At 70.1% G+C, this 21,521-nt stretch carries 15 protein-coding genes; 9 read left to right on the forward strand and 6 right to left on the reverse strand.

Going from position 1 to position 21,521, the window contains the following annotated elements; all coding sequences use genetic code 11:
• Positions 1 to 7: 7 nt before the first annotated feature.
• From HNQ58_RS07910 to HNQ58_RS07920, 3 genes are all read right to left on the reverse strand, one after another.
• Positions 8 to 439 (reverse strand): hypothetical protein, encoded by a 432-nt coding sequence (locus tag HNQ58_RS07910; RefSeq protein WP_183948366.1) that lies wholly within the window; start codon positions 437 to 439, stop codon positions 8 to 10.
• 233 nt (positions 440 to 672) lie between these two features.
• On the reverse strand, positions 673 to 1,662 hold the full coding sequence (locus HNQ58_RS07915) for a GGDEF domain-containing protein (protein ID WP_183948367.1): 990 nt from the start codon (positions 1,660 to 1,662) through the stop codon (positions 673 to 675).
• Between the two features lie 10 nt (positions 1,663 to 1,672).
• A complete protein-coding gene (locus HNQ58_RS07920) occupies positions 1,673 to 2,470 on the reverse strand; it encodes an alpha/beta fold hydrolase (RefSeq protein WP_183948368.1) in 798 nt (265 codons plus the stop codon).
• A 553-nt stretch (positions 2,471 to 3,023) separates the two neighbouring features.
• Here HNQ58_RS07920 and HNQ58_RS07925 point away from each other — a divergent pair.
• A complete protein-coding gene (locus tag HNQ58_RS07925) occupies positions 3,024 to 5,198 on the forward strand; it encodes a sensor domain-containing protein (protein ID WP_183948369.1) in 2,175 nt (724 codons plus the stop codon).
• A gap of 78 nt (positions 5,199 to 5,276) precedes the next feature.
• Here HNQ58_RS07925 and HNQ58_RS07930 read toward each other — a convergent pair whose 3' ends face one another.
• Positions 5,277 to 7,730 (reverse strand): S8 family serine peptidase, encoded by a 2,454-nt coding sequence (locus HNQ58_RS07930; protein WP_246417170.1) that lies wholly within the window; start codon positions 7,728 to 7,730, stop codon positions 5,277 to 5,279.
• Positions 7,731 to 7,973: 243 nt separating this feature from the next.
• Between HNQ58_RS07930 and HNQ58_RS07935 the strand changes: the two genes are divergently transcribed.
• The 8 genes from HNQ58_RS07935 to HNQ58_RS07970 all read left to right on the forward strand — a co-directional run bounded on the left by HNQ58_RS07935 (position 7,974) and on the right by HNQ58_RS07970 (position 19,925).
• The gene (locus HNQ58_RS07935) at positions 7,974 to 8,807 is read left to right on the forward strand and encodes a DUF6689 family protein (protein ID WP_246417172.1); all 834 of its coding nucleotides are present in this window, start codon (positions 7,974 to 7,976) and stop codon (positions 8,805 to 8,807) included.
• A gap of 65 nt (positions 8,808 to 8,872) precedes the next feature.
• Complete coding sequence (locus tag HNQ58_RS07940) at positions 8,873 to 9,757, forward strand: GAF domain-containing protein (protein ID WP_183948370.1); 885 nt, start codon at positions 8,873 to 8,875, stop codon at positions 9,755 to 9,757.
• Complete coding sequence (locus tag HNQ58_RS07945) at positions 9,754 to 13,041, forward strand: serine/threonine-protein kinase (protein WP_183948371.1); 3,288 nt, start codon at positions 9,754 to 9,756, stop codon at positions 13,039 to 13,041. The genes HNQ58_RS07940 and HNQ58_RS07945 overlap by 4 nt, the downstream gene beginning before the upstream one ends.
• Positions 13,034 to 13,774, forward strand: coding sequence for a sensor histidine kinase (locus HNQ58_RS07950; RefSeq protein WP_183948372.1), 741 nt, complete (start codon positions 13,034 to 13,036; stop codon positions 13,772 to 13,774). Before HNQ58_RS07945 ends, HNQ58_RS07950 begins: the two co-directional genes overlap by 8 nt.
• A 216-nt stretch (positions 13,775 to 13,990) precedes the next feature.
• A complete protein-coding gene (locus HNQ58_RS07955; protein WP_183948373.1) occupies positions 13,991 to 14,641 on the forward strand; it encodes a response regulator in 651 nt (216 codons plus the stop codon).
• A 402-nt stretch (positions 14,642 to 15,043) separates the two neighbouring features.
• A complete protein-coding gene (locus HNQ58_RS07960) occupies positions 15,044 to 17,515 on the forward strand; it encodes a S8 family serine peptidase (RefSeq protein WP_183948374.1) in 2,472 nt (823 codons plus the stop codon).
• 138 nt (positions 17,516 to 17,653) lie between these two features.
• Positions 17,654 to 18,115 (forward strand): LEA/WHy family protein, encoded by a 462-nt coding sequence (locus HNQ58_RS07965; protein WP_183948375.1) that lies wholly within the window; start codon positions 17,654 to 17,656, stop codon positions 18,113 to 18,115.
• 19 nt (positions 18,116 to 18,134) lie between these two features.
• The gene (locus HNQ58_RS07970) at positions 18,135 to 19,925 is read left to right on the forward strand and encodes an acyl-CoA dehydrogenase C-terminal domain-containing protein (protein WP_183948376.1); all 1,791 of its coding nucleotides are present in this window, start codon (positions 18,135 to 18,137) and stop codon (positions 19,923 to 19,925) included.
• A gap of 203 nt (positions 19,926 to 20,128) precedes the next feature.
• Here the strand turns inward: HNQ58_RS07970 and HNQ58_RS07975 are convergent, their stop codons facing one another.
• Both HNQ58_RS07975 and HNQ58_RS07980 read right to left on the reverse strand, forming a co-directional pair.
• Complete coding sequence (locus tag HNQ58_RS07975; RefSeq protein WP_183948377.1) at positions 20,129 to 20,659, reverse strand: DUF2726 domain-containing protein; 531 nt, start codon at positions 20,657 to 20,659, stop codon at positions 20,129 to 20,131.
• A gap of 496 nt (positions 20,660 to 21,155) precedes the next feature.
• A partial coding sequence (locus HNQ58_RS07980; RefSeq protein ID WP_221301206.1) for a hypothetical protein occupies positions 21,156 to 21,521 on the reverse strand: 366 nt, incomplete at its 5' end.

Here is a 21,521-nt window from a genome sequence, read left to right on the forward strand (position 1 = left end):
GCGGCAATCAGCGATCGATGATGGCCCGCTGCTCCTCCCACAACAATGGCGTCCCCGATGCCAGATCGAACAGGGTCACCTCCGGCGGCAGGGTCTCGTCAAGGATGGCGGCGACGATGTCCGGCGCCAGTGTGGTGAGGCTCACCATCCGGCTCACGTAGGCCCGATCCATCCCCTCGCGCTCGGCCACTTCGGATAGCGTGCGGGCCTCGCCGGACTCCACCATCGCCAGCCAACGGTGGCCGCGGGCGAGCGCGAGCTGGATCGGCGTCGGCGTGTCGTCCCACGGGCGTGGTTGCATGGCGCTGCCGTCCGGCAGGGCCACGGCCTTGCGGCTGCCACGGCGCTTGATCCGGATCGGCACGGTGACGGTGAGGCTGCCGTCGCTCGCGGTGATCACCTTGGCCTGGCCAGTCTTGTCGATCAATATCTCGTTCATGCCACGGCCTCCTCAAGGGTTTCCGGGGTGGGCTCGGGGCGCAGCTCCAGGGCGAGCACCTCGATGCCGTTGGGCCGTGGCGTGGCTCCCGCGCCGGGTCTCGCGAGCACGCGCGAAACGGGGGGGCCGACCAGTCAGGCACCGGAATGCGCAGTTGGAGCAAGTGCTGGGTGGTGGGGAGTCGAACGCTCCTTCAAGCAGACCCGGAAAGAGCCATTTTCAGGCACGCCGCCCTACGCCGTATGGCACACCGTGGTGTTTCGACCCGCCGCCTTGGCCCGGTACAGCGCTTCGTCGGCGTGCTGCAACACTTCGTACAAATCCGCTTCGGGGCTGGTTGCCGTGGCCACACCGATGCTGACCGTCACGCTCAGCCCGGCCAGCCGGTTGCGCGCGATTTCTTGGTGAATCCTCTCGGCAATGGCTTGTGCCTGGCGTGCATCGGTGGCAGGAAGTACCAGCGCAAATTCCTCGCCTCCGTAGCGGACGACGTAATCGCCTTGACGGGCGCAGCGCTTCAAGCGTTGTGCCAGCGCGACCAGCACTTCGTCACCCCGTGCGTGCCCGTAGCGATCGTTGATGGCCTTGAAATGATCGACGTCGATCATCAGCACCGAGCATGGCTTGTCGAGGTCGGGCCGTGCGCTCAGCGCGTGGGACAGCGCCTGCAGACTGCGCCGATTGCCGACCCCGGTGAGGGCGTCGGTGGCCGACAGCTCGGCCAGTTGGCGCGCCTCCTGCTCAGTCTGCCGGATCTGTTGCTGCAATTGCGCGTTGAGTGTGCGCAGGCGGGCATGCGCTTCGCGCAGTTGCTCGGCCTGCGCTTGTGCACGCTGCTGTGCCTGCAAAAGCGCTGCCTCGTAGGCTTGACGATCCTCTGCAGCAAACAGCAACCACAGATAGCGCGAATCAGGGCCAGCTTGTAGACGGCTGGCGCTGACATAGGCGCCGACCCGGCAACCGGCGACGTGCCAATAGGCAAAAATCTCCGTGACCGCCCCGTCATGGCGCAGCGTCGGCCAGACGTGGGTTTCAAAGAATATCCGGCTCGCCGGTGTGAGCCACTGGGACATCGACAGGGCATCGCCCGCAGACGGGTGACACCCTTTGAGCTGCGCCCACAGCGACAAACGCTGGTTGCAGTCCCGGATCGCGCCACTGTCGTCGCTCACCCAGCAAGGGGCGGGGATCTGGTCGAGATTGAGGGGCAGTATGTCGGCCAAGTGATCGCTCTCAGGTAGGCAACACGCGGCGGATGGCCTCGATGACCAGTTCGGGGTGGCTCATGTGGGCGCAGTGGCCTGTCACGTCGAGCACCTGCAGGGTGCTGTGGGGCAGATGCGCGTGCATGTACTCTCCCACCGACAGCGGTGCCAGCGCATCCCGTGCATGCTGCAGGATCAGGCACGGCGTGGGAACACGCGGCAGATCGGCCCGGTTGTCGGCGAAGAAGGTGGCTTCGGCAAACGTCCTGGCCATCACCGGGTCGGTGGAACAAAAGCTCTCCCGCAGCCGGGAGCGAGTCTGTTCGCTCGCGCCAGCCACCACCGGGGCCAGAAAGTCTGCCCAGCCCATGTAGTTGCGGTCCAGCAGCTCCAGCAGCTCGAGCAGGTCCTTGCGCTCGAAGCCGCCGATGTATGGCGGGTCGTTGACGAAACACGGATTCGGACCCACCAGCACGAGATGCCGAAACCACTGTGGGCGCTCGATGGCCGCCAGCATCGCAATGGAGCAGCTCACCGAGTGCGCAACCACCACCACGTCCTGCGTCAAACCGGTGGCCTCGCAGACTTCGAGCAAGTCCTGCGCGTAACCCTCCAGCGTGCGGTACCGCTGCACGGAGAAGGCCGCCGGATCCGATCGCCCCGAGCCCACATAGTCGAACAGCACCTGCCGGTGCCGTCCTTCGAAGGCAGGAACGATGTCGGCCCACATATCCTGGTTGCAGCCAAAACCGTGGGCATAGAGCAATGGCACGTCTGTCGTGCCCGGTTTGTCGACGACGTGATTGCGCCGCAAGATGTCGATCATGGGGGAATCTCCCGGCGAATACGCCTCGATCTGGCATCGATAGTACAGTGGTGCCGCCCGTCTGCCCCCCCCCCCCCGATTTCCGGGCGCAGCCGGGCGCGGAATCCACGCCGCCACGAGCCACACTGGGCACAACGCGTCGCGGGGCCCCGACGCACCTGCGACCGGCTGCGCTGGCCATACCGCTTCCGGCAGCCAGTGCTCGCTGTGCACGCATCGTCCACTCGGCGCAATCCTGCGGCGCAGGGCTACACCCCAGACTTGCCCTTTCGTTGCCCGTCGCGCGGGCCGCTGGCCGCCACCGGCAACTCCTGGCGTTCCTTGTAAGGAGTTGCCCGATCGGCATTGTTTTTCCAAGGGTATTGCCGTCGGGCCTCAAAGGTTCTAGGCTCCACCTCAAGCGAACGCAGCCAGGCCGGCTCGAATGACAGTGAAGGTCCCCGGATCGACCGACACCCACGACGCCCAGCGCGACGGAGCCCCCGGCTCCCCTCTCGAAACCCCGGCCACCGCTTCCACCCCCTCCGCCAGCCAGCCCGCGCCGCGCTGCGCCATGGCCGACTGGATCGGCGAACTGATCCCCGACGCGACGGTGACGTCTCCGGCCGAACCCTCCGCCGAGGCCGTCTGGCCCGAGCATCCCTTCGACAGCACCGGCCTCGGACTCTGGGAGGCTCACCTGCCGACCCGCAGCGTGCGCTACTCGCGCGCGCTGCTCGAAGCGCTGGGCTATGCCCGGGGACAGCTCGACCCACGCCTGGACGCCTGGCGCGCGCTGATCCATCCGCAGGACGCGCTGCGCGTCGACGCGGCGATGACGCGCCACCTCACCGGCCAGAGCAGCCAGTTCCGCATCGAGTGCCGGTTGCGCCATGCCCAGGGCCACTACGTGTGGATGCTGGTGCTGGGCGAGATCAGCGAGCGCGATGCCGAGGGACGCCCGCTGCGCATGCTGTGCTCGCACACCGACCTGAGCGAGCGGCGCGCGCTCGAGACCGCGCTCGGGGAGAGCGAGCAGAAGTTCCGGCTGCTGTTCGAGACCTCGCCGATCGGCCTGGCCCTGCTCGACCTCACAGGCCGCTGGCTCGACGCCAACCCGGCGCTGTGCTCGCTGCTGGGCTACGCGCGCGACGAGCTGCTGCAGCGCAGCTTCCAGGAAATCACCCACCAGGACGACCTCACCGCCGACCTGGACCAGGCCGGGCGCCTGCTCGCCGGCGAGATCGAGGGCTACTGCATCGAGAAGCGCCAGCTGCGCTGCGACGGCAGCGTGCTGCGGGTGTCGTTCTGCAACCACCTGCTGCGTGATGCCGACGGCAATCCGCGCGGCTTTCTCGCCCAGTTCCAGCAGTTGGCCGGCGAGGATGTCGTCAGCCCGAGCGATGCCGGCGTCGAAGTCGAAGAGCTCACGCCCGAACAGGCGCAGGCCCTCGCCGTGGAGCCCAGTACGCAGGCACGCCACCTCGACGCATCGTCCGGCGTCATCGGCCTGCATGCCCTGTCCCCGCGCAGCCAGCTGTGCGACGCGCTGGAGGCGGAAATCAACCTGGCCAGCCGCCACGGCCGCAACCTCGCCCTGTTGCTGCTGGAGATCGAGCCGCGCGGCCGCGACGAGCACGCCGTGCAGGCGCTCGAATCCGAGCTCGACCACCGCTTGCGCACCGTGGTCCGCCGCAGCGACCTGATGATGCGCTGCGCCCCCCACACCCTGGCCTTCGTGCTCAAGCAGCTGGAGAGCCCCGAGCAGGCGCTGCGGGTGATCGAGCAACTGCTCGCCGAAGTGCGCCAGGTCGGCGAGCAGTCGTCCTCGGCCAGTGTCGATGCCTGCCTCGGCGCCAGCCTGTACCCGCAGGATGGCGACTCCGCCGCCACGCTGCTGTCCGGCGCCGAACGCGCGCTGGGCCAGGCGCGCGACGCCGGCCGCAACACCTTCCGCTTCGCCGACGGCGCCTTCGATGCGCTGATGGCCGACCGCAGCGCCGCGCTCAAACTGCTGCGCGCCGCGCTGGAGCGTCGCGAGGTGCGCAACAGCTACCGCCCGGTCGTCGCGCTGGACGACGGCGCGCCGCGCATCCTCGAAGTGGTGCCGGTCTTCCTCGGCGAGGACAGCCCACCGGTCACGCTCGCCGAGCTGCTGCCCGGCACGCCCCAGGGCGAGCTGCTGCAGCAGGTGCAGCGGCGCGTCTCCGAGCAGGTCGACCAGGACCTCGAAGAGCTGCTCGCCCGCTTCGGCCCCGGCATCCCGGTCGCCTTCCGCCTGCACCCGTTGCTGCTGCGCGAGGCCAACATCGACCGCACCCTGCGCCCGATCATCGCCCTGCGCCGCGAAACCGGCGCCAGCGTCGCGGTGCTGGTCGAGGAATACCTGCTCGCCAGCGTCGGCAACAACGTCTACCTGCACCTGCGCGAACTGCGCGAGCACGGCGTGGACTTCGTGATCGACGGTTTCGGCGGCAGCGTATCCAACTTCCACCGCATGGCCGAACTCGCCCCGCGCTGGGTGGTGATCGAGCCGCGCCTGGCCGCGCGCCACACCGACCCGTCCGACCTGCGCATGCTGCGCGCGCTGATCCGCATCGCCCGCTGCGTCGACGCCCAGGTCGCCTGGCCGGCCGGCGTGAGCCTGCCGCCGCTGCGCAACCACCGCATCGATGTCGATGCGACGATCGTCGCCGAAACCTGGCGCCCCTACGACATCGACTTGCCGCGCAGCGGCGCGCTCGGCTGAGCCTGGCGCGCACCGGCACAAGCGCAACGGCCCGGGACCACTCCCGGGCCGTTGTTTCTTTTTCGCCAACCCAACCGTTCAGGGGCGCGGGTTGCGGTACTGCTCGGCGAAACGGCCCGCGGCGACCGCATACGCGGCGCGGGTCACGCCCACCGTCGGATCGAAGTACGCCACCAGCTTGGGCTGCAGGTCGAACGGCCCCTGCTCCAGCGCGAAGCGGGCATTGATCACGCCGGCATCGAGCGCGAGCTGGACGTACCCGCGCAGCGCGGCCGGGATCTTGTCGGCATCCTTCAGCGGCACCCGCTTGCCGTCGTAGAACGCGCTCAATTCGCCGCTGAACGCACGCGCCTGGTCCTGCAATGCCAGGCTCTGCACGAGCGCGTAGGCAAGGTCGAGACGGGTCACGCCGTGGTTCGGCCGGAACGCGCCGTTGATCAGCTGCATCGGGCCGTCCTGGTCCTGACCGAGGTTGCGCAGCACCGCGCCGCGCGCCACCGCCGCTTCGGCGAAGGGATAGGCGAAGCTGTTCGGCGACAGGTCCGGGAAGCTCGGCACGCCGGCCAGCGGCAAGCGCTGACGCAGGTTCGCGCCCATCGTCAGGTATTGCGCCAGCTCGCTGCGCCTGAGCGTCTGGTCCGGGCGGAACTTGCGGTCGGAGTAGCCATCGACCAGGCGGCGGCTGACGCCGAGCTCGATCGCGCCACGCGCCGGATGCGTCGCGGCGACATCGTCCAGACCGCTGAAGCCGGCGCTGTCGAGGAAGCTCAGGGTGCCTTCGATCGTGCCAGGCGCGCCGTAGCCGTTGGTGACCCGGAGCGGGTCGAGCGCGACACCGGAGACCGAACCGAAGCCGCGCACGGTCAGCGTCCAGGTGCCGGGCTTGGCCGGCGCGCTGGCGACCACGGTGTCGCCGAGCAGGGGCAGCGCGATGGACGAGCCATAGCGCTCGCCATCCGGGTCGATCAGCACCACGGCGACGGTGTTGGCGTCGACCACCGCGCGCGCGGTGATCCACGCCGTCTGCGGCCCGACCTCGAAGCTCATCGAGCCGGTCGGCCCGACCGGCGAGAAGTCGATCGCGAACGGCATGCTCGCACCGGGCTTGAGCAGCGCGTTGCTATTGAAGCTACGCAGGGCATTCACGGTCCTGCCGTGGTCGCTGCGCAGCCCGGCCGCCTCGGCCACCGCCGCATAGGCGTCGACGTGACCGGCCCCCACCTCCCAGCTCGCATGCGCGGTCATGTTGGTGGCGGTCCGGCGCAGGATGTCCTTGATCTGGTCGGAAGTCAGCGCCGGGTTCGCCTCCAGCATGAGCGCGACGATGCCGGCGACATGCGGTGTCGCCATCGAAGTGCCGGAGATCATGGTGTAGAACGGCAGGTGCTCGGGCGCCAGCTCGAGATCGTCGGTCAGGCCGTTGGCGGTGAGGTTGGTGCTGGCCCGGGTCGAGACCACGTCCACGCCGGTGGCGACGATGGTCGGCTCGTTGACGTAGGTCCACTCGCGGCCGTCGTGCATGGTGAAGGTGCCCGATTCGCCGCGCTTGCCGCGCGAGGAGAAATCGACCAGCCGGCCATCCTTGGTGCCGGCACCGACCGAGATCACCCACGGCGCCTGTGCATAAGGATTGTGGGTGTCCTCACCGGGGCCGTCGTTGCCGGCGGCGAACACCGCGGTGATGCCGCGCTTGTAGGCGGCGTAGGAGGCGATGTTGACCGGGTTGGCCGGGTCGAAGCGGCCCGAGCTGCCCCAGGAATTGGAGATCACCCGAATCGGCGCGTCGAAGCTGAACTGGTGAGTGATCGCGTAATCGAAGCCGCCGATCGCATCCAGAATGAACAGTCCGCCGCCCGAACCGTAGCCGACGATGTCGGCGCCCGGCGCCACACCGCGGTACAGGCCGCCGCTGCGCGCGCCGGTGCCGCCGAAGCTGCCGGCGCAGTGGGTGCCGTGACCGGAGTTGGTGTCGGTGTTGTACTGCCCCTCCAGATAGGTCACCGGCCCGAAGGCGAACAGCGCACGCAGGTTGGTCAGGCCCTGCACGTTCTCCACCACGTGACTGCCGTAGCTGAGGTCGGCATGGGTGGCGTCGATGCCGGAGTCGTTGATGACCGCGGTGACGCCGGCGCCGGTGTAGGGAATCGCCCGGCCGAAATCCTGCGGAGCGGCCTGCAGCCGCTCCACGCCGGAGATCTGTCGCGCCTCGGCGTTGAAGTAGCGCAGCGGGTGGTTGAGGTAGATCGAGGTCACGTCGTCGCGCGCGGCCAGCGCCTGCACCTGCGCCGGCGTCGCCAGCGCGCCGGCGATCGGCAGCGAATGGAACTGCACGCCCTGGCGGATGCCCAGCGTCTCCAGCGCCTGCCGCTGCGCCGCGGTCAGCGGGCCGTCCTGCGCGAAGGCGATCACCACTTCCAGCGGCTCGCTCGGCAGCACCGCGCCCAGTTTTTCGACCAGCGCGGGGTCCAACCGGGCCTCGGCAAGGGCCAGGCCGCTGGCCAGCATGCCCACGGCGATTGCAGAAAACCTCATGGAAAGCATCGACCTGCACTTCATTTCTGGGCTCCGTGGATGGCGTGGATGCGGCTGCCAGCATCCGCGGCGACCGCCGCGGCGCCCATCCGGGCAAGCCCCCAGGCCGCCTGGGGGAAATCCCCTATGGACTGATTGCACATCGCTCCCATAGGCTTCCTTCACCCTCGATTCACCGTGCCGGGCCGAGGCTGGTCGACGGTGAACGCGGTCCTCCCACGCCGGACCGTCTGGAGACGTCCCATGCGCATGCCGTTCCGTCTCGCCCCCGCCCTCGCCCTGCTGCTCGGCATGGCGACCACCGCCGCCGCGCAGAGCCTGCCGGTCAGCGTCAATGTCTCCGGCAACGTCGCCACCGCACGCGTCGGCCTGAGCACCGCTCCGCTGGCCGATCTGACTCTGAGCTTCGACGACGCCAGCAACCTCAGTGCCAGCAGCCTGGGCATCAGCGCCGAGCTGGTCAGCCTCACGGATCCGACCCTGCTCGCCCGCCTGCCCGACGCCAGCCTGACCACGATCCCCGCCGACTTCCCGGTGCTGATCACCATCGAGCCACCCGCGCTCGCCGGCCTGAGCTTCCGCCGCACCGTCAACGTCGAGATCCACACCCATCTGCTGGCCTACACCGCCGGCACGCCCTACCGCGTGTTCAAGGCGCCGCTGGGCGGGGCCTTCCGCGAGATCACCCGCGAGGTGCTGCCGGGCAGCGTGCGTGCCCGTACCAGCACCGGCTCGTTCTCGCAGTTTCTGATCCTGGCCGACCTGCGCTCCAGCCGCGATGCGATCGCCGAGAAGTTCGGCTGGCTGCGCGGCCAGACCGCCGCCCTGTCCGGGACCACACGCGCTGCGCTGGAGTCGCGCATCGACGCCGCCGAAGCCGCCGTCGCCGGCGATGACTTCGCCGAGGCGATCGCCCAGCTCGACGCCTTCAGCGCCGAGGTCGCCGCCCAGGCCGGAACCGCCATCCCGCAGCAGTGGCGCGCCCTGCGCGATCAGCACAACGTCGCCGGCGAGCTGCTCTCGGGTGCGGCGACGCTGAAGTTCAGCATCGGATTCCTGCGCGACTACGGCTATTGATTCCGTCCGCTGAAGTCCGGCGGCGGCCCTGCGCCGCCGCCGACCGCGCGCGCTAAGATGCAGGCATGAATGCGCGCCTGCTCGCCTACCTGCCGGACCGCCCCGCAGTCGCGCGCCTCCTCGACGCGGCGCGGCCGACCCTGATCGGCCGCGCACCAGGCTGCGATCTGCACCTGGAGCACCCGTCGGTCTCCCGCCGCCATGCCGAGCTGCGCTGCGACAGCGGTGGCTGGCGGCTGCGCGACCTCGACAGCAAGAACGGCAGCTTCCTCGACGGGCGCCGGGTCGAGGAGACGGCGATTCCCGGCCACGCCTGGCTGCGCTTCGGCGACGTGCTGTGCGAATTCGAGCCGCTGAGCGAGATCGAGGCCGCCCAGGCGGCGCGCCGGCAAGCGCAGCGGCGCGAGGATTCGATCGTCTTCGCCACCCGGCTGCAGGCGCAGACCGCCTTCCCCGACCTGTTGCAGGACACGCTGCGCGCGGTCTGCGAGCTGGCCGACTGCGAGCGCGGCTTCCTGCTGCTGGCCGAAGACGGCGGCTTGCGCGTGCGCGCCACCCATGCCCTGGACCCGGCCCGGCTCGCCGGTCGCGAGTTCTCCGGCAGCATCGGTGTGGTCGAGCGGGCGATCGCCGAACGCCGCCCGGTCGTGCTCAACGAAGTCGGCGCCGACCCGCAATTCGCCGGCCGCGCCTCGGTGATCGCTGGCGGCCTGCAGGCCCTGCTCTGCCTGCCGCTGCTCGACGGCGAACGGGTGCTCGGCGCGGTCTACGCCGACAGCCGCCGTCCCGGCGCCGCCATCACCGAGCTCGACATGGAACTGCTGCAGGCCGTCTGTGAGCGCGCCGCGCTGTGGATCGCCGCCCACCGCGACGCCCGCGCCCTCGCCAACCTCGTCGCCCCGCCGCGCTGGGACGACATCCTCGCCGCCCACGCCGGACACCGGGGATGACCGAACCCGAGAAGCCCACCCCGCCCGCCACCGTCACCGGCCTGTTCGCCGCCGCGGATGTCGCCCCCGGCACGGTGCTGGCCGGACGCTTCCGCATCGAGGCCATGCTCGGCCTCGGCGGCATGGGCATGGTCTATCGCGCCACCGACCTCGATCTCGGCATCACGGTGGCGGTGAAACTGCTGCGGCCGGAGCTGGCCACGCGCCCCGAGGCCTTCGAGCGCTTCCGCCAGGAGCTGCTGCTGGCGCGGCAAGTGTCCAGCCCGCACGTGGTGCGTATCCACGACATCGCCCGCCACGAGGACCGCTGGCTGATCAGCATGGACCTGATCGAGGGCGAATCGCTCGACCGCATGCTCGACCGCCGCGGCCCGCTGCCGGTCGACGAGGCGCTGCGGATCGCCCGCCAACTTGCCGAGGGTCTGGCCGCGGCGCATGCGCGCGGCGTGGTGCATCGCGATCTCAAGCCCTCCAACGTGCTGATCGACCGCGCCGGCAACGCCAGCATCGGCGACTTCGGCGTCGCCCGTTCGCTGGGCAGCAGCGGCTTCACCCAGGCCGGCGCGATAGTCGGCACGCCCGACTATCTCTCGCCCGAGCAGGCGCGTGGCGAGCCGGTCGACGCGCGCAGTGACCTGTACGCGCTCGGCCTGATCCTCTACGAGATGCTCAGCGGCCGGCAGGCCTTCGCCGGCAGCACACCGGCCGAATCGCTCAGTCAGCGCATCCTGCGCCCGCCCGATCCGGTCGTCCGGCATCGTCCCGACACCCCGGCCTGGGTCGCGCGCCTGCTCGCGCGCCTGCTGCAGCCGCGCCCTTCGCACCGCTTCGCCGACGCGACGGCGGTGATCCGTGCCATCGACCAGCGCCATGTGCCGCTCGACCTGCGCCCTGGCCGCCGTACCAGCATCGCATTGGCGGTGCTGGCGCTGCTCGTGCTGTTGGGTTGGCTTGGCCTGCGTCTGCCGCTGGCGCCGCCCGCGCTGCCACCGGACCGGCTGCTGATCGTCGCCGATGACAGCGACACCGACGCCGACGCCTGGCTCGCCGCGGTGGAGCACTTGCGCCAGGGCATCGCCGAGCTGCCCGGCATGGCGGTGGTGGACGGCGACCGCACCGCACAGGCACTGGCCCAGCTCGGCCTGCCCGGCAGCGGCGTCCGCGACAGCGAGCCGGTGGCGCAACTGGTCCCGGCGCGTCGCCATCTGCACGTGACGCTGCACCACGGCGATGACGGCTACCGGCTGGCCGGGGAACTGACCGAAGCCGGCACCCGCCGCCGCATCGACGGCCAGGCGGCGGCGACGCTGCCCGCCGCCACCACCCGCTTCGGCGATGCCCTCGCGGCCGCACTGCAGCCGCGCGCGGCCTTCCCGAGCCCGCTGCTGCCCGCCACCGGCGCATCGCTGGCTGCCTATGGCCGCAGCCTGCGCGAACGCCGCAGCGGTCGGCCGGAACAGGCGCTGGCGTCGCTCCGCGAGGTCACCGCCGGCGAGCCCGCCTATGCCCCCGCCTGGCTCGCGCTCGGCGAGGCCGCCTGGCAGACCGGCAACACGGCGCTGGCTGCACAAGCCGCCGCCACCGGGCTGGCGACGCCGGCCCCGCGCCGCCTGCGGCTGGACCTGCAGACTCTGGCCGCGCTCGCGGGCGGCGAGCACGAAACCGCCGCCGCCGCGCTGCGCGCCCACCTGCAGCAGGTGCCCGACGACCTCGCCGCCACCCTGCGGCTGGCGCAGTTGCTCGGCGAACACGGCGACTTCGACGGCGCCAGCCACCTGTTGCAATCGCTGCTCGCCCGCGACGGCGACGACCCGCGCGCCTGGTACCTGCTCGGCAAGTACTCGATCCTGCGCGGCGACGCCCGCCGCGCGGTCGACGAGCAGCTGCTGCGCGCCCTGGTGCTGTACAAACGCGCCCGCAATCCCCATGGCGAGGCCGAGGCCACCAATGCCTTGGGCATCGGCTACATCCAGCTCGGCCAGACCACCGATGCCGAGGAGCAGTACCGCCGCGCGCTGGCGCTGCGCCGCGCCGTGCAGGACCGGCGCGGCACCGCTGCCACCCTGCACAATCTCGCCCGCGTGGCGATGCTGCGCGGCAACACCGGCGAGGCCGAGAGCCATCTGCTCGAAGCGCGCGCCCTGTTCGAGGAGCTGGGCGACCGCGCCAGCCTCGCCACCATGGACCGCGAGCTGGCCGTGCTCGCCGAGGAGCGCGGCGACTATCCCGCTGCGCTCGACGCCTACCGTCGCGTGCTGCGCAGCCGCGAGGAAGCCGGCGATGCCGCCGGCGCCGCCGAGAGCCTCAACGACATCGGCTTCGCCCACTTCCAGCTCGGCGCCTACGACAGCGCGCAAGTGTTCTGGCAGCAGGCCGCCGACGCCTTCGCCGCGCTCCGCGATCCGCGCGGCGGCATCCGCGCACGCCAGAACCTCGGCCTGCTCGACATCGCCCGTGGCCGCTGGGACGACGCGCGCCGCCAGCTCGAGGCCGCGCTCGCCGAGGCCGAGCGCCGGCAGATGGCGGAGGAGACGGCGGTCAGCCGACGCAACCTCGCCGAACTGGCCATCGTGCAGGGCCGGATCGGCGAGGCGCTGGCGCAGCTCGACCGCGCCGAGACGCTGTTCCGCGAACGCCAGGACCAACGCGGCCTGCTCGACACCGGCCTGCTGCGGGTGCGCGCCCTGCTCGCCGCCGGCGCCGTGGCGCGCGCGCTGGAGCGTCTGGACGCGCTGGAGGCGACCCTGCAGGCCGCCTCACACGAGCAGCGTGCGATCGCCGCACTGCTGCGCGCCGAAGCCGTGCGCAGGCAGGGCAGCGACGGCCGGCTCGCGGCGCTGGCGGAAGAAGCCCTTCGCCAGGCCGAGGCCGCCGGCGTGCCCGCGCTGGCACTGCAGGCGCGCGCCCTGCGCGCCCGCGACACAGAGTTCGCCGCCATCGGCGAATCCTTCGAGCGGCTGGGCAACCTGCCGCTGCGGCTGGCCTGGCTGCGGCTCGCGCTGGAACGCCGGCTGGCGGCCGGCGACATCGCCGCCGCGATCGCCGAGTACCACGATGCCACCGCGGCCTTGGCCGGCCGCGGCAACTACGCCGGCGCCTTCGAGCTGCACCGCCTGGGCGCCACCGCGCTCGCGCGCGACGGTCAGCACGACGCGGCGGACACGGCCCGCCAGGCCGCCCGCACCGCCCTCGACCGTCTCGCCGACGGCCTGCCCGCCGACCTGCGCGAGGCCCTGCTGGCCAGCCCCGAAGCCATCGCCCTGCGCGAGAACGCCGATGCGTGAGCACGCGCCCCCCGACCTGCTCGAATTGCAGGCCCGCTACCGCGAACTGCTCGAGCGGATCGAATCCAGCCAGCGCGAGTTCTACCGGCTGGCACGCTCGGTCTACCGCGTGCAGGAGGACGAACGCCGCCGGCTGGCGCGCGAGCTGCACGACGGCCTCGGACAGAATCTCACCGCCCTCAAGCACCAGCTCGCCCTGCTCGGCCCGCATCTGGACCCGGCCGGGCGCGAGCGTTTGGCCGCCGCCGTCGAACTGTGCGCGCAAACCCTGGAGGACACCCGCCAATTGTCGCGCCTGCTGCGCCCGCAGGTGCTCGACGACCTCGGGCTGGAAGCGGCGCTGCGCTGGCTGGCCCGCACACTCGGCGAAAGCGGCGGCCTTGCCATCGAACTGGAGATCGGCGTGCTGCCGGCGCTCGACGGCGACCTGCAGACACTGGTCTTCCGCCTCGCCCAGGAAGCGCTCACCAACATCGTCCGCCATGCCGGCGCCCGCCAGGCGCTGCTGCGCGTGGTTGCCAAGGGCGGCTGGCTGCACCTCACCGTGTGGGACGACGGCCGCGGCTGCGACCCCGAGCGCGTGCTCGCCAACCCCGGCACCGGCATCGGCGGCATGCGCGAACGCGTGCGCCTGTACGGCGGCCGCTTCGAGCTGCACTCGCGCCCCGGCGAGGGATGCCGCCTGCGCGCGCGGCTGCCGCTTGACGGCGACGGTGTCGGCATGAGGGAGTAGAGGCGTGCGCCCACATCGCACGCCGCGTCCGCGCCCCACTCCCACCGTGGGAGTGGCGCAAGCCGCCGCCGGGAGGCGAGCAACGAGCGAAGAGAAGCGAGGAGTGCGGGAGGGGCCAGGCTTCGCTGCGCCGGCGCTTTCCCTCGTTTCTGGCTCCTCTTCACTCACTGCTCGGTTTTCCGGCTGTGGCCGGAGCCGCCCCTGCCCAAAGCACCCATGAGCCTGCATCCGGTACGCGTCCTGATCGCCGACGACCACACCCTGGTCCGCGAGAGCCTGGTCGCCGCACTCAATGCCAGCGGCGCCTGCCAGGTGGTGGCCGAGGCCGCCGACGGCATCGATGCGGTGGAGAAAGCGATCGCCACGCGGCCCGAGGTCGTCATCGTCGACCTGTCGATGCCGCGCCTGAACGGCATCGAAGTGGTGCGCCGCCTGCGCGAGGCGCTGCCGGAGGCGCGCGTGCTGGTGCTGACCATGCACCAGGAGGAAGAGTACGTCCTGCACGCCGTGCGCGCCGGCGCCTCCGGCTACCTCGCCAAGGACAGTGCCACCGCCGAGCTGATCGCCGCCGTGCGCGACCTGCACGCCGGCCGCGCGCATTTCGGCGCCCTCGCCGCCAAGGCGCTCGCGGAGCAACTGCACCGTCCCGACCGCCCGCTGGAGGATCCCTACGGCGGCCTCACCCCGCGCGAGCGCGAGGTCTTCCACCTGATCGCCGAAGGGCTGACCACCAAGGAAATCGCGCGCCGACTCGACATCAGCGTGAAGACCGCCGAGAACCACCGCCTGCGCGTGCTCGACAAGCTCGGCGTGCGCAACACCGCCGAACTGGTGCGCTACGCGGTACGCAAGGGGCTGCTGGACTGAGAGCTTGTGAATGATCGCCAGCCCCTGCGCGATGCTGCCCGAACCAACACCATCCCCACCCCGGCCCTCCCCTTGAAGGGGAGGGAGCAGAGCAGGCTACGTCGCGACGGCTTCATCGTCCGCTGGGTTGGCGGTAAGGAAACGCCGCGCTCAGCATTCGCCGTGAAGCAGGTTTGCCTGCCGGATTGCCAACGGCTTGAAGCCCTCCCCTTCAAGGGGAGGGTTGGGTGGGGATGGTGTTCGCTCCACGTCGGACATCGGCAGCCTCCGCATCGCCCCGTGCAACGCACACCCTGAAGCCCGGCTGGGGGTTTTCCCCCGCCCCCGCTGAGGGCGTTTCCGGATGCCGCCGGCCGCACTGTGGCGCGACGCTGCGTGGACCACCCACCCGGAGGTTCACCGATGTCCACGCCTGCCCATCTCCGTCTCGGTATCCGCCTGGCCCTCGCCGGCGCGATGCTCGGCGCCTCCAGCCTCGCGCTGGCCGCCACGATCGACCCCTACCTGCAGGACAAACTGCCCACGGTGGCGATCAACGACGCCATCGAGGTCATCGTCACCTTCGAGGGCGACGGCCCGCTCAGCGCCGCGCAGAAGCAACGTCTGGCCGACATCGGCCTGACCGGCGTCGTACTCAACGAACTGCCGATCGCCGGCGTGCTCGCCACACCCGCACAGATCCGCATCCTCGACGGCTGGGACGATGTGCGCTCGATCTGGTTCAACGCCCCGCTCGAATACGAGAATCGCGAAGCCACCGCGCTCACCGGCGTCGACCGCCTGCGCACCGATCCGCTGCTTCGCAACAACGGCGTGCCCTACTCGGGCAAGGGCGTGAGCGTGCTGGTCAACGACTCGGGCGTGGACGGCACCCATCCCGACCTCAAGTTCGGCCGCCACGTGGTGCAGAACGTCGCCGCGCAGACCAACCTGCGCTCGCTCACCTCGCTGTCGCCGATCACCTACACCGAGAACGTGCCCAACACCGACATCGGCGGTGGCCACGGCACCCACGTTGCCGGCACGGTCGGCGGCACCGGCGCGGCCTCGGGCGGCGACTTCGAAGGCGTCGCGCCGGGTGCCGGCATCGTCGGCTACGGCTCGGGCGCGGCGCTGTTCATCCTCGACACGCTGGGCGGCTTCGACTACGCGCTGACCCACCAGTTCACCTACAACATCCGCGTCGTCTCCAACTCGTTCGGGCAGACCTCGGACACCGGCAGCGCCTTCAATCCCGACCACCCGACCAACGTCGCCACCAAGAAGCTCGCCGACCGCGGCGTGGTCGTGGTGTTCTCGGCCGGCAACTCCGGCCCCGGCGAGGGCACCATCACCGGCCAGTTCAAGAAGGCACCGTGGGTGGTCACCGTCGCCGCCGGCGACAAGCAGGGCCGGCTGGCTTCGTTCTCCTCGCGCGGCGAGAAGGGCAAGGGCGGCACGGTCAGCATCGGCGGCCAGAGCCTCACCTGGGAGGACCGCCCGACCGTCACCGCGCCAGGCGTCAACATCTACTCGGCGCGCGCCTCCACCAGCGGCCCGCTCGATCTGCTCGCACTGCAGAGCGAAATCGACGAGATCGGCCCCGGCCTGGCCACTTACTACAGCCGCAAGAGCGGCACCTCGATGGCCGCGCCGCACGTGTCGGGCATCGTCGCGCTGATGCTCGAGGCCAACCCGGCGCTCGACTGGCGCGGGGTCAAGAAGATCCTGCAGGACACCGCCACCAACATCCCCGGCCGCGAGGCCTGGGAAGCCGGCGCCGGCTACGTCAACGCCTACGCGGCGGTGCAGGCGGCGCGCGAGCTCGGCCAGTTCGGCGCCACGGTCAACCTCAACCGCAGCTTCAATGCCAACGCGCAGGTCTCCACTGCGAGCAGTGTCAACGTCAGCTTCGACTTCAGCCCGGTCGGCCAGACCGGCGCGGTGCAGTTCGAGGTCGGCGCCGACATCTCGCTGGTCAGCGCCCGCGCCAACATCGGCGACAACACCCTGGCGCTGGTGCTGATCGATCCGAACGGCAAGCGCTACGGCTCCTCGATCGCGCTGCCGGTGCTCGGCCAGAACGTCGCCGTCGCCGCCCCCGGCGTGCCCGGCACCTGGACGCTCACCGCGCGCGGCATCGGCTCGGTGTCCGGCACCAACCTCGATCCGCTGCAGGTCACCAACGGCTACGGTGCCCCCGGCACGGTGCGCGCCAACATCAAGCAGCTGCGCACCGACGGCTACACCGGCCTCAACGACATCGCCGGCCACCCGGCGCAGGGCTTCGTCGAGTACGCGGTGAGCAAGCGGCTGGTCGACGCCGGCAGCGACGGCCGCTATCGCCCGGACGACAGCCTGCTCAAGCGCGAGCTCGCCGACTTCCTGGTGATGGGCGCGGGCGTGCGCCAGTCCGACCCGCTGGCCGGCGCCAGCTTCTCCGACGTCAAGCCGACCAGCGCCCTGTTCCCCTTCGTCGAGGCCGTCTCGGCGCGTGGCCCGGTGCTGCGCGACACCTTCCACGGCCACGACCGCATCGTGCGCTCGGGCAGCAAGTTCGAGCCGGGCAAGACGGTGGTGCGGCAGGAACTGGCCTACAGCCTGGTGCAGAGCCTCGGCCTGCAGGCGCAGGCACGCGCCCACAGCGGCGACGTCAGCGTGCTGCACGACGGCAAGCGCATCGTGCTCGACGACCAGGACCAGATCGATCCCGCACTGCGCGGCTACGTGCAGCTCGCGCTCGACCTCGGCCTGATACCGGCGCGCTTCAGCCTCAAGCAGGGGCCGTTCGACCTGCAGCCGACCCTGCACGCCAGCTTCGGCCCGACGGCAAAGGTCACCCGCGGCGATTACGCCGCAGCTGCGACCCGTTACCTGGGCGTGTACGGTCTGTAAGGTCTGTAAGCCGGACTGCCACGGTGATGCCGACCGACCCGCCGCGGCGCAATGCCGCGGCGGGTGTCTTGTTCTGTTCTCCGCCCGCGCAGCGCCCTGCTATCCTCCGGCTTCCTCCATTCGCCGCCGGATGGCTCCATGCGTCGACCGCTGCTCCTGCTCGCCTTCGCCGCCCTGCTCACCGCCTGCAGCAGTGATCCGGTGAAGAAACGGGTCTGGCCTCCGCAGGCCTCGCTGCAGGAAGTCGCCGTGCAGGACGACGGCCAATGGCGCCTCAATCTGCGCCTGCAGAACTTCAGCACCGTCGCGATGCGCTACGACCAGGTCGACCTGCGGCTGGAAGTGGCCGGCATCGAGGCCGGCCGGCTCTCGCTTCGGCCCGGCATCAGCGTCGGCCCCGGCTCGGCCGAGATCGTCGAGGCGCTGCTCACCCCCGCCGATGCCGCCCGCGAGCCGATGGACGCCGTGCTGCGTACCCGCAACGGCCTGCGCTACCGACTCGTCGGCCGCATCGTCAGCGGCGACCCGCGCGGCAATTACGACATCGAATTCGCCAGCGCGCTCAACCCCGTCCCCGGCCTCGACGGCGTGCTGCGCTGATCCTACGGAGCCAATCACGATGAACCACTACACCGTCCCGCTGCGCGACATCCGCTTCGCCCTGTTCGACGTGCTCGACGTCGAATCGCTCTACGCCCGCCTCGGCCTCGACGCCGCCCAGCGCGACGTGCTCGACGCCGTGCTCGACGAAGGCGCGAAATTCACCGAAACCGTGCTCGCCCCGCTCTACCAGAGCGGCGATGCCGAGGGCTGCCACTTCGACCCCGACACCGGCGCCGTCACCGCACCCAAGGGCTTCAAGCGCGCCTACGAGCAGTACGTCGACGCCGGCTGGGCCGGCATCACCGCGCCGGAGGCTTACGGCGGCCAGGGCCTGCCCGACTCCCTCGGCATCGCGCTGAAGGAAATGATCGACGCCGCCAACCTGAGCTGGGGCAACTACCCGCTGCTCTCGCACGGCGCCACCGAGGCGCTCAGGCACCATGGCGAGGACTGGCAGCGCGAGGTCTTCCTGCGTCCCATCGTCGAGGGCCGCTGGACCGGCACCATGTGCCTGACCGAGCCGCACTGCGGCTCCGACCTCGGCCTGCTGCGCACCCGCGCCGAGCCGCAGCCCGACGGCAGCTACGCCATCACCGGCACCAAGATCTTCATCACCGGCGGCGAACACGACTTCACCGACAACATCGTCCACCTCGTGCTCGCCCGCCTGCCCGACGCCCCGGCCGGCACCAAGGGCATCTCGCTGTTCATCGTGCCGAAGATGAAGGTGGCCAAGGACGGCAGCGTCGGCGAACGCAACGCCGTGCGCTGCGGCTCGATCGAGCACAAGATGGGCATCCACGCCTCGGCCACCTGCGTGATGAACTTCGACGGCGCCCAAGGCTGGCTGATCGGCCAGCCCAACAAGGGCCTCAATGCGATGTTCACCATGATGAACACCGCCCGCCTGGCCGTCGGCGTGCAGGGCCTGGGCCTGATCGACCGCGCCTTCCAGAACGCCCTGCGCTACGCCCGCGAACGCCTGCAGATGCGCGCCCTGTCCGGCGCCAAGTTCCCCGACCTGCCGGCCGATCCGATCATCGTCCATCCCGACGTCCGCCGCATGCTGCTCACCTGCAAGGCGCTGGGCGAGGGCGGCCGCCTGCTCGCCTACCACGCCGGCACCCTGGTCGACGTCATCGAGCACGGCACCGACGCCGACGAGCGCCGGCGCGCCGACGAACTGCTGAGCTTCCTCACCCCCATCGTCAAGGCATGCCTCACCGAGTGGAGCGTGGAATGCACCTACCACGCCCTGCAGGTGTTCGGCGGTCACGGCTACGTGCGCGAATGGGGCATGGAGCAGCTCGCCCGCGACGCCCGCATCACCACGATCTACGAAGGCACCACCGGCATCCAGGCGCTCGACCTGCTCGGCCGCAAGATCCTGCAGCAGCAGGGCGCCGGCATGCGCCAGTTCCTGTCCATGATCGAGAGCTTCTGCCGCGAGCAGCAGCATAACCCCGCCCTCGCCGAGTTCATCCTGCCGCTGGCCGAAAAGGCCCGCGAATGGGGCGAACTGACCTTGCACATCGGCAAGCGGGCCAGCGCCGACGCCGACGAGATCGGCGCCGCCGCCGTCGACTACCTGTTCTATTCCGGCTACGTCGCCCTCGCCTACTGGTGGGCCCGCGCCGTGGCCGGCGCCGAAGCCGGCAACGCCGGCGACGCCTTCAAGCTCGCCAAGCGCGAAACCACCCGCTTCTACTTCCAGCGCATCCTGCCCCGCACCCTCGCCCACGCCGCCGCCATCCGCGCCGGCAAGGACAGCCTGCTGGGCATCCCGGCGGAGGCGTTCGACGCCTGATCGCGCAAAGCAAACCGCAGGCCGGGGGGCCCTGCGCCCCCCGGCATCACGCGCCCCCCCGAGCGCCATCGCCCTGCGCCGCCTCACCCCGTTGGGGTTCGCAAGCTCACCCCAACCTGCGCGCTAAGCACTGCAACCGATCCGGCTTGCCTGCGCCAGGTGCTCGCGACCGCTACTTGCGGCGGGAGTCAATACACGAATTGCTAGCTGCCAACCTGCGCAACCACCGGCGCCGGGCTCACCGCCGTCAGGAACTGCTTGCGCACCTCTAGAACCGAGTACGCCTGCTTGGCCGGCATTGCAACCAGCGGAAGGCCGATGGTGCGGCAGACTTGTGCAACCAACTCATCCCGGTCCTGCGCCCGCTGGCTGGCATGGGAGCGATCGTTGATTTCGAACGCGCACACGACCGACAAATCGCTGCTGCGGCATACAACGAAATCAAGGTGCTTGGCCGCAACGCGGTTGAGTGCCCCTTGCCGGGCCGACTTGTTCAGGCCGCCTTTTACCTTTGCAAGATCGGCGAGCCGCACTTTGCCAAAAACGCGATACTCCGGCCCGACCGCCTGATCCAGTACGCCAAGGAAGGAGCGTTCAGCCGCGGAGAACAGGAACCTGGCTGGTTCGTACGGGAAGCCAACGTCTCCACTCGAAGCCGTCCTGGACTTGGCTGCTGCGGCAAGCACCACGACCACGAGAACTACCAAGACCACCAGAATCAGTAACCACGTCATGTGAAGCACCTCCTCCTTTGACACTTGGTCGGCCCTGAAGAACTCCTTATAGCCAGCAGCCATGGGGCCTGTGGCGCCGAGGGGTTCTTCAGGGCCGACTAGTTAGGGCCCAGCCTCCGAAAGCCCGAGCGCGGCTCTTGTGTACTCGGCGTGCTCCTGAGACATGAGCGACATTGAACTCCCACAGCACCACCATGCAATGTAATCCGGGATATGTACCCAATCGGGAGGAGTGGCGGCTGGCCCAGCGCTTCTTGTGAACCAGCTGCTTTTCCCTTCCTCCAGATAACACAAGGCGATTCCGTGTTGTTCGGCGTACTGTAACGAGCACTGGATGGTGGGCCGGCACGGCCACCGCAGCCCGGCGCAGGTGCGCCGGGATCACCACGCCGCGATGCAGCGCATGGCGGCGCGAATAAGGATGCCTGGAATTGACGCCTAACGGATTGCCGATCAGCGGCGGGCCGCGCAGCGGACCGTCCGCTGCATCGGCTTGTCATGCAGCCCCTCCGAACGCCTTCCTCATCAGGGCTGCCAAGAACTCCTTGTGCTTCGTCGTGTCGCCTTTCGCGAGGCGGATTCTGTATCGCCCCCATCGCGAGTCGTAGTCCATGATGTCGAGACCGGACCCATCGAGCTGCGCCTGTGTCTCGTCCGAGCGGTCCAGGCGCACCTCCAGCCGAAGCCAGTCCTTCTTCGGCCGGAAGATCACGAAATTGTTCGGCTGACCGCCCTTGGCGAGACCGATGTAGAACTTGTTGTACTTGGTCGGCCCTGCAAAATGCACGAACTCCGCAGCGGGCTTGGCTTGGCCCCCCTTGGACGACTGCGCGAATCCCCGGAAAATCACACCGTCGTTGCC

It is taken from the genome of Rehaibacterium terrae (assembly GCF_014202935.1).
Classification (GTDB): domain Bacteria; phylum Pseudomonadota; class Gammaproteobacteria; order Xanthomonadales; family Xanthomonadaceae; genus Rehaibacterium; species Rehaibacterium terrae.